We start from the raw sequence: 11,990 nt of genomic DNA, 5'->3' as shown, positions 1-11,990 counted from the left end.
CCCACCAGCGAGTACTGCCGGCCCACCCCAGCCCGCTCACCCAATGTCGCCACATAACGGCGGGCCAGCGCACCCCAGATCGGCGCCGTCGCACCGATACCCACCGACCCCGTCGAATAGTCCACCGGATCCGGATCCTTCGACCGCGACGGATACGACTGCAACCCACCGAAGGCCCGCAGCGTCGTCAGATACTCCTCGTCCAACTCCCCCAGCAAATAGTTGATCGCGTGCAACACCGGCGACGCGTGCGGCTTGACCGACACCCGATCCCCCGCCCGCAGATGCTCGAACCACAACGCCGTCATCAACGTCGTCATCGACGCCGACGACGCCTGATGCCCACCCACCTTCAACCCACTCGGATTCGGCCGCACCCGGTTCGCGTGATCAATGATCGCGGTCGCCAGCCACCGCACCCGCCGCTCAATCTCCCCGAGAACCGCGAGCCGCTCCCCCGCGCCGGCCGGGACCGCGGATGCCGATGGTGCGGACATCATGAACTCCTCTCGCGCAATGTGCCCGACCAGCGCACCACTTGTACGCTCACTGCACAAGCGACCAGCAAACGCGTGTGCATCCTGCACACGCCCTCGGTTCCGAAGCCGCGAAAGGCGAGCACGATGCACACAGACAGGCAGGGCGAGCCGGCAGACGGGACACCGGCGCCGATCGACGCCATCGACGCCCGGCTGCTGCTCGCACTGGCGGAAAACCCGCGCGGCACCGCGCTCGCACTGGCCGAACGGGCAGGGCTGTCCCGCAACACCGTGCAAGCCCGGCTCGCCCGGCTGGAAGAAAACGGCGTCCTGGGCAGCCTCGAGCGGCGCATCGAACCCGCCGCGCTCGGCTACCCGCTCACCGCCTACCTCAGCGTCACCGTCGAACAACGCAAACTCGACCCCGTCGGCGACGCACTGGCCCGGGTCCCGGAAGTCATCGAAGTCCTCGGCATGAGCGGCGAAGCCGACCTGCTCGTCCACGCCGTCGCACGCGACGCCGACGACCTCTACCGCATCGCCGGCCTCGTCCTCGCCATCGACGGCGTGGAACGCACGACCACCTCACTCGTCATGCGTCGCATGGTCGGGCACCGCGTCACCGCACTCATCGAAGACATCGCGCGGCAACGCTGAGCATCCGCCTCCGGGCCGGCCTCAGCGCGTGGCGGTGGCTTCGGGCAGCAGGAGCCAGGCGCCGTACCCGCCGAGCAGATCCGACACGTCGCCGTGGCCGCTGTGGCGCAGCAGGCTCGCGGCGATCGACGACCGCAGACCACCGGCGCAGTGGAAGACCACGGATCGTTCGGGCGGGATCTCGCCGAGACGGTCGGGCAGCTGGGCGAGCGGGATGTGCAGCGAGCCCTCGATATGTCCTTCCTCGCGTTCGGCCGGGTTGCGGACGTCGACGACGACCGGCCCCGGCTCCGCGCGCAGGGCGTCCCGGAGTTGTGCCGCGGTCACGCGACTGGCCTGAACCAGGTCATCCGCCAGAGACGGCAGCACATCCTCGGGCTCGGCGAGGTACCCGGCGACGCGGTCGAACCCGATCCGGGCCAGCCTCGTCACGAGCTCGAGCTCCCTGCCGTCGGGTGCGATGACGACGAGCTGCTGCCCGGGCCGCACGACGGTGCCCGCCTGCTCGGCGAATCGCCCGTCGGCGGGAACGTTGACCGAACCACGCAGGTGCCCGGCGGCGAACTCCTGCGGATCACGGCCGTCGAGCAGCACCGCACCATCCGCGCGCAGCGCCAGCACCTCGTCCGTGGTCAGCGGCCGGGCCGCGGACGGGTCGAACAGTTCGTGGTCCTTGCGGTTGAGGCCGGCGTCGTAGGAGAAGTAGCCCGGCGCCGCCGCCTGACCGGCGGTGACGACCGCGACGAACTCGTCTTCGGCCATCGGCGCGCAGGCGTAGTTGGTGAGGCGCTGCATCCCGATCGTCGACGATCGTTCGGTGGACAGGTTCTTGCCGCACGCGGATCCGGCCCCGTGCGCGGGGAACACCCGCACCGCGTCCGGCAACGACATGAGCTTGCGCTGGACGCTGTCGTAGAGCATGCGGGCCAGCTCGTCGGCCGTGACACCGACCGACGCCAGCAGGTCGGGCCTGCCCACATCGCCGATGAACAGGGCATCGCCGGTCAGCACCCCGTAGGCGACCTCGTCGTCGGCGTGCTCGTAGACCAGCACGCTGATCGACTCCGGGGTGTGACCGGGGGTCTCGATGATCTCGAGGGTGACCTCGCCGAGGTCGATGCGCTCACCGTCGGCGAGCTTGCGGACGGGATACTCGGTCTCGGCGCGCCGCCCGTAACCGATCCACGCGCCCGTCCGGCCCGCCAGTTCGAGGTGACCGGCCAGGAAGTCGGCGTGGAAGTGGGTGTTGATGACGGCCTCGATCGTGAAGCCACGCGACTCCGCGTCTGCCAGGTACTCCGAGACGTCCCGGCGCGGATCGACCACGACCGCCCTGCCGGTCGACTCGTCCCCGATCAGGTAGGAAGCCTGGGACAGGCAATCGAGGTAGTACTGAGCAAAGAACAACGGAACCTCCATCTCGCCGATATACCCCTGGGGGTATCTTCCAGCGAGACTAACCGCGCTCCCGTCAGCTGTCAAACACGCCGCGCTTCAAGGGAACGAAGCCCTAGTCGCTTGCCGGGCCGTGGCCCGCGTAGAACTCTTCGAAGGCCGCATACGCGCGTGCCCCGTAGACGGTCGCCGGGCCGCCGTTCATCAGGAACGTGACGCCGATGGCCTCGGCGGCTTCAGCAGGCTGGGCACCCCGCAGCACCGCGCCGTGGGCATGGGCGGCGATGCAGCCGTCGCATTCCTTGCTCACCGCGATGGCGAGCGCGATGAGCTCCTTCGTCTTCGCATCCAGGGCACCGTCGGCCAGTGCGGCCTCGTGCAGGCGGCGGTAGCCCTCGTACACCGAGGGGATCGCCTGCCGCAGCTCGCGCGAGGGCTTACGCAGCTCTTCCCGGACCGTCTTGCCGTAACTCATGTCGTTCCTCCTCGCCGCCGCGGTCACCGACCGACCTTGCGCCACCCGGCCCGGCACGACCACGGACTTCGGTCCCCTGTTTGCGGGAACACAGTCCCCGCGGTTAAGTTCGAAATACCCCCAGGGGTACCATGGAAGTTCGCAGGAGGTGTGTATGTGCCAGAGGGTTACCTGTCCGCGCTGTAAGCGGCCCACCTATCGGGGTTGCGGCCGGCACGTCGAGCAGGTGCTCGGCGACGTTCCCGTCTCGCGGCGCTGTTCGTGCGCGGCGGAACCGCGCGAACCGCGTTCGTGGTGGCCGTTCGGCCGCCGCTGACAGACCCGGCGTGGCCCGTGTTTCCCTCCCCCGCACGGGCCACGCCGACCTGAATGGAGAAACGATGACGCGTCTTCGCCCGCTGCCGGCCGGCTTGGCCGCGGCGATCGTGGCGCTGGCCGGTTACGGGCTGGCGCTGAGTGGCTTCACCCACAGCCTGTCGTGGTGGTGGTACCCGGTGTGGCTCGGCTCCGCCGCGCTCGCGGGCTGGCTGGCCTCGACGTATGTGGCGCCCGAAGGCGGAGTGAAGCGCGGCTGCTCGCAGTGCAGCCAGATCGCGATCGTGGCGGTCCCGGTGTCGGTCGCGCTGCTCGCCCACGCCAGCTTGAGCGCGGCCGTGGTGTCCTTCGGCGTGCTCGGGTTCGGCCTGGTCCAACGGACACTGTCACCCAACGCGTGCGGGGTTCCGCGATGACCGCGCTGACGCGGGTCCGGCGGGCACTGGTCGTGGTCGCGCATCCCGACGACGAGTCGTTCGGCCTCGGCGCCCTGCTCAGCTCGCTGACGGCGCGAGGCGCCGCGGTGGCCGTGCTGTGTTTCACCCGCGGCGAAGCGTCCACCTTGCACGACCGGCCGGGAGAACTCGCGACGCTTCGCTCCGCCGAACTCGCGGCGGCCGCAGAGGTTCTCGAGGTCGAGAGCACCGAACTGCTCGACTATCCCGACGGCGGGCTCGCGGAAGTCCCGCTGGCCGACCTGACAGACCGGGTCCGCACGGCGATCGCGCGCTTCCGGCCGACGCACCTGCTCGTATTCGACACCGGCGGCATCACCGGCCACCCGGACCACCAGCGGGCGACCGAAGCGGCACTCTCGGCCGCCGATCGGCTGCCCGTGCTCGCGTGGGTGCTGCCCGAGCAGGTCGCGACCGCCCTCAACGACGAGTTCCACACCCGCTTCGCCGGGCGGCCGGACGGCGAACTGGGGCCGCCGTTGCCGGTGAGCCGCTCGCGGCAATGGAAAGCGATCGCCTGTCACCGCAGCCAGTCTTCGGACAACCCGGTGCTGCACCGGCGACTGGACCTGCTCGGCGACCGCGAGTACGTGCGGCCGCTGACATCGGGGACTTAGGGCTCCAGCGCGACCGGTCCCCGCCGTGGAGGCTCGGTTGCCGTGGACGCTTTGCTGGGACGGATCCGGGACGGGATCATCGGCGACGACGAGGTGTTCGAAGGCCCCTACGGCCCGACCCGGACCGTGTACGCCGACTACACCGCGTCCGGCCGGTCCGTGGACTTCATCGAAGACTTCGTGCGTGAGCAGGTCCTTCCCCGCTACGCCAACACGCACACCGAGAGCTCCGGCACCGGGCTGCGGACCGGGGCGCTGCGGGAGGGCGCGCGCCGGCTCATCCGGGACGCGGTCGGCGGCGGTGAGGACGATCTGGTCATCTTCTGCGGTTCCGGCGCGACGGCCGCGGTCAACAAGCTGATCGGCATCCTCGAGCTGCGCCTGCCCGCCGGGCTCGACGAGCGGTACCGGCTGACCGACCGGATACCGCGCGACGAGCGGCCGGTCGTGTTCGTCGGCCCGTTCGAGCATCATTCCAACGAACTGCCCTGGCGCGAGTCGATCGCCGACGTGGTGGTCATCCCCGAAGACGCCGACGGCCACATCGACCTGGCCGCGCTCGCCACGGAACTCGAGCGCTACCGGGACCGTCCACTTCGGATCGGCAGTTTCTCCGCCGCTTCCAACGTCACCGGCCTGCTCTCCGACGCCGACCGGGTCGCCGCGCTCCTGCACGAACACGGGGCTCTGTCGTTCTGGGACTACGCCGCGGCCGGGCCCTACGTGCCGATCCGGGTCCGCGAGAGCGCGCCGGGACGCGGGGATCACAAGGACGCGGTCTTCCTGTCCCCGCACAAGTTCGTCGGCGGACCACAAACCCCGGGCGTGCTCGTGGTGCGGCGCGAGCTCGTCACCAACCGGGTGCCGACCGCGCCGGGCGGGGGCACGGTGGCCTTCGTCGACCCGCTCGGGCACCGGTACCTCGACGATCCCGTCGCCCGCGAGGAAGGCGGCACGCCGGCGATCATCGAGTCGATCCGCGCCGGTCTGGTCTTCGGCCTCAAGCAGGCCGTGGGCACCGACGTCATCCAAGCCCGCGAGGAACGGTTGTGGCGCCGCGCGCTGGAACGCTGGGAGGCGAACCCGAACATCGAGCTGCTGGGCAACCGGCACTCGCGCCGGCTGTCCATCGTGTCCTTCCGGGTCGCCGTCCGCGGCTCGTACCTGCACCACAACTACGTGGTCGCGCTGCTCAACGACCTGTTCGGCATCCAGGCCCGCGGCGGCTGCTCCTGCGCCGGGCCCTACGGGCACCGCCTGCTCGCGATCGACACCGAACATTCCCACGCCTTCCGGCACGAGGTCTCGCTCGGCTGCGAGGGCATCAAGCCCGGCTGGAGCAGGGTCAACTTCAACTACTTCATCTCCGACGCCGTGCGCGACTACCTCATCGACGCGGTGGACCTGCTGGCCCGGCTCGGGCACCGGCTACTGCCCGACTACACCTTCGAGCCGCACACCGGGTTGTGGCGCCATCGCGCGGCACCGGCCCGGCCGCCGCTGCGCCTGAGCGAGGTGTTCTACGACGACGAGGGCAGACTCACGTACCCGCACGAGCGGGTCCAAGCCGGCGAAGACGTCCTGCCGAAGCAGTTGCTGCGCGCCCGCGAGCTCCTCGAAGCCAGGCCCGACGCCGTCGCGGCGGGACCGACGGGCCTGCCCGCCGACTTCGAAGAGCTGCGCTGGTTTCACCTGCCCCCGCACTGCCTGGTGCCCGCGGAGATCAGGCCAGGCTCAGGAACAGCTGCTCCAGCTGCGCGCGGTTAGCCTCGGCCTGCGCCGACCCCGCGCGCTCGTCCTCCAGGCACTTGTCCATACCCGTCGCGATGATCTTGAATCCGGCCCGGTCCAGCGCGCGGGACGCCGCGGCCAGCTGGGTGATCACGTCCTGACAGTCCCGGCCCGACTCGATCATCTGGATGATCCCGCCGATCTGCCCCTGCGCCCGGCGCAACCGCTTCACCACATCGGACAACTCGCCCGCCTCGAACTTCACTACAGTCTCCTCGTCTCTACCCCCCGGGGTATTACGATACGCCGTTTTGCCCGCGCAGCCGACCCGTGCCGCCGATCCTCCTTCAGGCCGCGTTCTCGCGGGGGCCGCGCACGACCGGTCCTCCGGCGGCGATCCAGGCACTCGTGCCACCACTGACCGAACGAGCGTCCAACCCGGCCGAGGCGAGCCAGCCCGCCGCCGCGCGGCTGCGGCCCCCGCTCGCGCAGATCACGTAGATCCGTTCACCGCGGGGCAGTTCGGCGATCCGGCCCGGCAGGCTCGCGAGCGGGACCAGCCTCGCGCCGGGAACATGCCCGGCCGAGTACTCGCCGGGCTCACGCACATCCACCACCAGGGCACCTCCACGGTGCGCAGCGGCCAGTTCCCGGACATCGGCTTCCTGAATCACGATCTTCCTCCATATACCCTAGGGGGTATGCTCCTCTGCCAGGTTAGCCGAGCTCGGCGCGGTCGGCAACTACCCCCGGGGGTATATGACGGGACGTGGGTCACCCTGCGGACGGCCGGACGACCAGGCCGACGAGCAGGGGTGCCAGCAGGTAAGCCGCCAGCACGTAGGGCCACAGATAGCCACGGCGGACCCGCCAGCCACGAACGATCTCGGACACGGGACGGCGCACGAGAAGGCTGCCGCCCCACTCGAACGCCAGCCACAACAGCATCCAGAACGCGCCGGCCTCCAGCGTGTCCAGCGGGGTGAAGCCGCCCGCGAACGCGAGCAGCACGTAGGCCAGGGCGAAGATGTAGACGATCCTGGTCGTCATCGCGATCTGATGAGCTCGCAGTTCGCCTAGCCGGGGCCGGTACACCCGCTCGGCGAGCACGAACCAGTTGAGCCCGGCGACCGGCAACTCGATCAGCCACACGCGGAACGTGAGCATCAGCAGATGGGAGTTCACTTGGTGTGAGCGCCCCTTCTCGGCGCGTCGAGCCGTCGTGCCGGGCGTTCCCGGAGCTCGCGCCGCAGCAGTTTCCCGCTGGCCGTCTTCGGAATCTCGGCCAGGATCTCGACCGCGCGCGGGTACTTGTACGCCGCCATGCGCTCGCGCGCGAACGCGATGAGCTCCTCCGGTGTGGCGGACATGCCCGCGCGCAACGAAACGAACGCTTTCACCGTCTCCCCTCGGTATTCGTCCGGCACACCGACGACCGCGGCCTCGCGCACGGCGGGGTGTTCGTAGAGGACGTCCTCCACCTCGCGGGGCCAGATCTTGTACCCGCCGGCGTTGATCTGGTCCTTCTTGCGGTCCACCACGTAGAACCAGCCCTCGGCGTCCATGTAGCCGACGTCTCCGGTGTGAAAGCCGTCGTCCCGCATGGCTTTCGCCGTCTCCTCCGGCTTGTTCCAGTAACCGGCCACGACCTGCGGGCCCGAGGTGACCAGCTCGCCGACCTCCCCCACCGGCAGTTCCCGCCCGTCCTCGCCGACCACCCGCACGATCGTCCCCGGCACCGGCACGCCGACCGACAGCGCACCGGAGCGCGGATCCACCGGCGCGCGGGTACCGAAGGGCACGGCGTGCGACGGCGACGTGGTCTCGGTCAGGCCGTAGACGTTGTGGATGTAGCGGCCGAACGTCTCCTCGAAGCGCCGCACCGTCTCCGGCGCGATCGGCGCACCGCCGGAGTAGATCTTCGCGAGGGTGGCCGGCTTCGCACCGGGCACCGACATCAGCGCGGTGAACACCGTGATCGAGCCGACGGTGAACGTGGCGCCCTCCGCCTCGGCGGTCTCCAGCGTCACCGCCGGGTCCAGCCGGTACATCAGCACCAGCGGCGCCCCGGTGAGCAGGCCGAGCGCGATGTGCCCGACGAGCCCGGTGATGTGGAACAGCGGCGCGACGCCCAGGATCACGTCGGTGCCGTCGATCCCGATCCAGTCCCGGTAGGTGCCCGCGTTGAACACCACGTTGGCGTGCGTGGTCATCGCACCCTTCGGCGGCCCCGTCGTGCCCGAGGTGTAGGTCAGGAACGCGACGTCGGAGCGGTCCAGACTCACCCGCGGCGGCGCGGAACCCCGGTGGCGGGCCACGAACTCCAGCAGGTCGGTCGTGCCGGGGCAGTCGAGCCGCTCGATCCCGGCGAAGATCCGCGGCTCGTCGCGCCCGGCCAGGTCCAGTTCCGACGTGGTCAGCACCAGCCGCACCGCCGTGCCGGGCACGACCGCCGCCGCGACGTCGCGGTAGAGCGCCTGCAGGCACACCAGCACCGACGCGCCGGAGTCGGTCAGCAGTTCCGCCAGCTCGCGCCCCTTGTACATCGGGTTGACCGACACCGCGATCCCGCCCGCCTTCCAGGTGCCGAGCTGGGCGAGCACGAACTGCGGCGTGTTCTGCACATAGATCGCGACCCGCTGCCCCGGCTCGAAGCCGGCGGCGGCGAGCCCGGCGGCGAACGCGTCGGTCAGCTCGTCGAGCTCACCGAAGGTGATGCCGCGCCCGAAATAGCGGATCGCGTCGCCGTCCGGGTTCCGGGCCACGGTGGCGCGGAACATGCTCACCGCGTCGCCGTGCTCCGATGCGGTCACCGCCAGGTCGGCGGTGTAGCGGGCTTGCCAGGGCTGCTCGTCGTAGCGGGACATGTCACCCATTCGACCTCTTCGGGGGCAGCAAGGACAACAGCACCTCGCGCCGCGCTTCGCGGATCTCCCGGGCGCGGCCGGTCATCCGCTCCGGCGTCCAGGTCATGCCGTCGTCGAGGGCGACCTTCGGACGGCGCCCGCCCAGCAGCGGGCTCACGTGCCGGTCGATCTGTTCCAGCAGCTGGCCGAGCATCATGCACGACGGCGTCGTCAGCGACAGCCGGATCGCCACCCCGTCCCCGTCCCGCTCGACCGCCTCGACCAGGCCCATCTCCACGATGTCGATCGGCGTGGCGGCCGCGACGCTGCACGGGTCCACGACCTCGCGCAGCGCCTCCAGCACGCGTTCCTCCACGGCCACGGCTCACGCTCCGATCGGCGTGCGGCTGGTCGACCACGGCGCCCGCAGCCCCTCGGCGCGCTGGAGTTCGAGCTCGTCGCTCGCGGTGCCCGCCTTGATCTTGTCCAGGTCCAGCCCGAGCGCGGAGACGTAGTTCCCGGCGAGGATCTTCGCCTTGTGCTCGTCGGTGATCTGCGAGACCGGCGCGAACTGGCCGGCCCGCTCGAGGTCCTGGTCGCTGAATCGGAACGCCTCGAACGCCTCCAGGCAGGGGCGGGCGTGGTAGGCCATGTGCCCGGTGCCCCACCACAGCCGGTCGTAGACGTGGTCACCGATCGCGGCGGCCATGCCCAGCACGGCGGCGGCGAACTGCTCCGGCCGCTTGGCGCAGATGATGTTCAGCGTCTCCAGGTTGACGAACACGTTGGGGAAGCGGGCCAGCAGCCACGCGGTCTCCTCCACGAACGCGACCCCGCCGTGCACTATCTCGAAGTTCAGATCGGGATGATCGGCCGCGGCCGCGTCGAGGTCACCCACGCGGTAGGGGTCCATCGGCACCGGGCCCAGCGGCACCGCCTTGTGCACCGCGACCGTCGAGATGCCGAGTTCCTTGGCCTTTTCGTAGACGGGGTAGACGACCTGCTCGTCGTCCATCCGGAAGTGCCGGTGCCTGCCCTCGGCCGTCCAGGACGACGGGTAGAGCTTGAGCCCGATCGGCGAGAGCAGTTCGGCCTGTCGCTCCAGCTCGTCGATCGCGGCCTGCCCGGCCATCGGGTCGACGGTGGCGTAGGACAGGAAACGGGCTGGGAACTTGGCCAGCACCTCCGCGGCCTTCTCGACCGACACCAGCCCGTCGTGATAGGCACCGATCGGCACCGGATGGTAGATCGCGAAGTCGGTGTCGCTTTCCAGGAACAGGGTGGACACCGTCTCCTCGACGTCCCAGTCGCGCACGTACTGCTCCCGGGTCAGCTCGTATTCGGGCCCGGATCCCGCGACCACGCCGAAGATCATGTCGGTGATGCCCTGCGCATTGCGGGGCACGGCGTGGTTGCGGGGATCGAGGTTGTAGGAGTGGATCACCGTGTCGATCACGTACTTGCCGTTGAGCATCGAAGAACTCCCGCCGTGGATCCGGTTGCGTGTCGCCAGTGACGGTAGGAATCCGCAGGCCGGGCGGGCAGTCCTCCGGAGGGGACAAAGACTGTCCCCTCCGGGGGACTGGGCACCCCGGCGACCCTCGCGTACCGTGGGCGCGTTCCCTGGCACCATCCACGGGGGAGGCGACGATGCCGACTCTCGCAGACGCCGGCCGCCGGTCCTACGAGCTCGCTTTCGGCGTGCTCGAACGCATCGACGGCGCGCACGACCTCGCCGCGTTCAAGGCCGCGCTGACCGCCGCGCTCGCCGAGGTCTACCAGGTCCGCTCCACCACGTTCTTCACCGGCCGCACCGCCCCGCTCGCGTGCGCCGACCCGGCCCCCACGATCATCGGCATCACGCGGCACATGCTGCCCGAATACCAGGATCTATGGTTCCAGCACGACATCTTCTCGATGCCGCACGCGCTGCGCTCGCTGATCACCACGCGGGTGTCCACATTGTCCGAGCTGAACGGCGGAACGCCGGAGAACCGGATGTACGTCACCGACTACCTGGAGCGGCACGGCATCCAGTCGGCGACCGCGATCTATCTCGACATCTCCGACGGCCGCAAGGCGCTGGTGGGGATGTTCGACCGGGACCCCGGCCGGATCGGCCCGCAGGAGGTCGAATCGCTGCGGCTGCTGGCCGGCCCGCTGGCGCAGATCGCGTGCCACCTGCCGGTACGCGCGCGCACGGCGCCGGTGGAGGACACCGTGCTGTCCCGGCTTTCCCCGCGTCAGGCGGAGGTCGCGCGGCTGGTGGGCGAGGGGATGTCGAACGCGTCGATCGGGGAGGTGCTGCATCTGCACCCGGCGAGCGTGAAGAAGTACGTCACGCGCATCCTGGCGATCACGGGCCTGCGCAACCGGACCGAACTCGCGATCGCGGTGCGCAGGTCCGCATCGTCTGCTTAAGACAGCGATCAGCGCGACTTTTCCGACAGCGACGCCAGAGCCGCGCGGTAGATCCCGCGGATCGCGTCGGCCAGTGCCGGTTCCTCGTCGGCGTTCTCGGCCTCGAACTCGGCGTCCCACACCACCTCGGCACCCTCGGCGTGGTCACGCACCGTGAACCGGGAGCGGTACGACCGCAACGCCAGCGGCCCGGAAAGGTACTCGTACACATAGCTTCGCGCCGCGTTGTCGTGCTCGACGATGCGCTCGGCCGCTTCCCCTCCCCCGCCGGCGAAGGTCGCGTGCCGCACATCTGCGCTCTGGTGTGATTTCTCGATCGCGGGCACCCAGCTCGCGATGTTCGCCGTGTCTCCGCCGATCTTCCACACCGTGTCCGGATCCGCCGCCATCACCAGGGTTTCCACCACTCGCATCGCTGTCCTCCACGTTCGTCGGGCTCTTGACAGCGAACGCTACGAACGCGTGTGGCGCCGGCCTAGGTCATGTCTGACAATGTGTTGGTCCAGGTGATCACGGCGTGGAGTACGACGGCCGCGCGGTAAACGGTGGCGAGTTTGTCGAAGCGGGTGGCGATGCCGCGCCAGTGTTTGAGCTGGTTG

General features: G+C 69.8%; 16 protein-coding genes. 6 read left to right on the top strand and 10 right to left on the bottom strand.

From position 1 onward, the window contains the following. On the bottom strand, positions 1 to 500 hold a 500-nt coding region (locus HFP15_RS41625; protein ID WP_512699098.1), incomplete at its 3' end, for a thiamine pyrophosphate-dependent enzyme. A gap of 123 nt (positions 501 to 623) precedes the next feature. Between HFP15_RS41625 and HFP15_RS41620 the strand changes: the two genes are divergently transcribed. Next, positions 624 to 1,136 (top strand): Lrp/AsnC family transcriptional regulator, encoded by a 513-nt coding sequence (locus HFP15_RS41620; protein WP_168524056.1) that lies wholly within the window; start codon positions 624 to 626, stop codon positions 1,134 to 1,136. Positions 1,137 to 1,157: 21 nt separating this feature from the next. Here the strand turns inward: HFP15_RS41620 and HFP15_RS41615 are convergent, their stop codons facing one another. After that, positions 1,158 to 2,543 (bottom strand): MBL fold metallo-hydrolase, encoded by a 1,386-nt coding sequence (locus HFP15_RS41615; RefSeq protein ID WP_168524054.1) that lies wholly within the window; start codon positions 2,541 to 2,543, stop codon positions 1,158 to 1,160. Between the two features lie 103 nt (positions 2,544 to 2,646). Next, positions 2,647 to 3,006, bottom strand: a complete 360-nt coding sequence (locus HFP15_RS41610; RefSeq protein WP_168524052.1) for a carboxymuconolactone decarboxylase family protein — start codon at positions 3,004 to 3,006, stop codon at positions 2,647 to 2,649. Between HFP15_RS41610 and HFP15_RS44310 the strand changes: the two genes are divergently transcribed. The 4 genes from HFP15_RS44310 to HFP15_RS41595 all read left to right on the top strand — a co-directional run bounded on the left by HFP15_RS44310 (position 3,005) and on the right by HFP15_RS41595 (position 6,160). Further along, entirely contained in the window at positions 3,005 to 3,322 is a 318-nt protein-coding gene (locus HFP15_RS44310; RefSeq protein ID WP_512699097.1) for a DUF8730 family Cys-rich protein, read from the top strand. The genes HFP15_RS41610 and HFP15_RS44310 overlap by 2 nt on opposite strands. A gap of 64 nt (positions 3,323 to 3,386) precedes the next feature. Further along, on the top strand, positions 3,387 to 3,737 hold the full coding sequence (locus HFP15_RS41605; protein WP_168524051.1) for a hypothetical protein: 351 nt from the start codon (positions 3,387 to 3,389) through the stop codon (positions 3,735 to 3,737). Beyond that, positions 3,734 to 4,393 carry a PIG-L deacetylase family protein gene (locus HFP15_RS41600; RefSeq protein ID WP_168524049.1) on the top strand — a complete coding sequence of 220 codons (660 nt, stop codon included), beginning with the start codon at positions 3,734 to 3,736 and terminating at the stop codon, positions 4,391 to 4,393. The genes HFP15_RS41605 and HFP15_RS41600 overlap by 4 nt, the downstream gene beginning before the upstream one ends. A gap of 42 nt (positions 4,394 to 4,435) precedes the next feature. Beyond that, positions 4,436 to 6,160: an aminotransferase class V-fold PLP-dependent enzyme gene (locus HFP15_RS41595; RefSeq protein ID WP_168524047.1), complete on the top strand. Its 1,725-nt coding sequence runs from the start codon at positions 4,436 to 4,438 to the stop codon at positions 6,158 to 6,160. Here HFP15_RS41595 and HFP15_RS41590 read toward each other — a convergent pair. The 6 genes from HFP15_RS41590 to HFP15_RS41565 form a co-directional block, all read right to left on the bottom strand. Continuing rightward, positions 6,117 to 6,389 carry a metal-sensitive transcriptional regulator gene (locus HFP15_RS41590; RefSeq protein WP_168524044.1) on the bottom strand — a complete coding sequence of 91 codons (273 nt, stop codon included), beginning with the start codon at positions 6,387 to 6,389 and terminating at the stop codon, positions 6,117 to 6,119. The two genes, HFP15_RS41595 and HFP15_RS41590, sit on opposite strands and share 44 nt — an antisense overlap. 82 nt (positions 6,390 to 6,471) lie before the next feature. Beyond that, entirely contained in the window at positions 6,472 to 6,798 is a 327-nt protein-coding gene (locus tag HFP15_RS41585; RefSeq protein ID WP_168524042.1) for a rhodanese-like domain-containing protein, read from the bottom strand. Positions 6,799 to 6,898: 100 nt separating this feature from the next. After that, positions 6,899 to 7,291 carry a hypothetical protein gene (locus HFP15_RS41580; RefSeq protein ID WP_168524040.1) on the bottom strand — a complete coding sequence of 131 codons (393 nt, stop codon included), beginning with the start codon at positions 7,289 to 7,291 and terminating at the stop codon, positions 6,899 to 6,901. A gap of 14 nt (positions 7,292 to 7,305) precedes the next feature. Beyond that, positions 7,306 to 8,991 (bottom strand): AMP-binding protein, encoded by a 1,686-nt coding sequence (locus HFP15_RS41575; RefSeq protein ID WP_168524058.1) that lies wholly within the window; start codon positions 8,989 to 8,991, stop codon positions 7,306 to 7,308. Between the two features lies 1 nt (position 8,992). Then, on the bottom strand, positions 8,993 to 9,352 hold the full coding sequence (locus HFP15_RS41570) for a metal-sulfur cluster assembly factor (RefSeq protein WP_168524038.1): 360 nt from the start codon (positions 9,350 to 9,352) through the stop codon (positions 8,993 to 8,995). 3 nt (positions 9,353 to 9,355) lie between these two features. Further along, positions 9,356 to 10,444, bottom strand: coding sequence for an amidohydrolase family protein (locus HFP15_RS41565; RefSeq protein ID WP_168524036.1), 1,089 nt, complete (start codon positions 10,442 to 10,444; stop codon positions 9,356 to 9,358). 176 nt (positions 10,445 to 10,620) lie between these two features. Here HFP15_RS41565 and HFP15_RS41560 point away from each other — a divergent pair, with 176 nt between their 5' ends. Continuing rightward, the gene (locus tag HFP15_RS41560; protein WP_168524034.1) at positions 10,621 to 11,391 is read left to right on the top strand and encodes a helix-turn-helix transcriptional regulator; all 771 of its coding nucleotides are present in this window, start codon (positions 10,621 to 10,623) and stop codon (positions 11,389 to 11,391) included. 8 nt (positions 11,392 to 11,399) lie between these two features. Here the strand turns inward: HFP15_RS41560 and HFP15_RS41555 are convergent, their stop codons facing one another. Next, positions 11,400 to 11,804, bottom strand: coding sequence for an SRPBCC family protein (locus HFP15_RS41555; protein ID WP_168524033.1), 405 nt, complete (start codon positions 11,802 to 11,804; stop codon positions 11,400 to 11,402). Between the last annotated feature and the right edge of the window lie 186 nt (positions 11,805 to 11,990).

It is taken from the genome of Amycolatopsis acididurans (genome assembly GCF_012328925.1).
GTDB classification, from domain to species: Bacteria; Actinomycetota; Actinomycetes; order Mycobacteriales; family Pseudonocardiaceae; genus Amycolatopsis_E; species Amycolatopsis_E acididurans.
The sequence above is the reverse complement of the archived record's forward strand: the minus strand, read 5'-3'. Positions and strand labels throughout refer to the sequence as shown.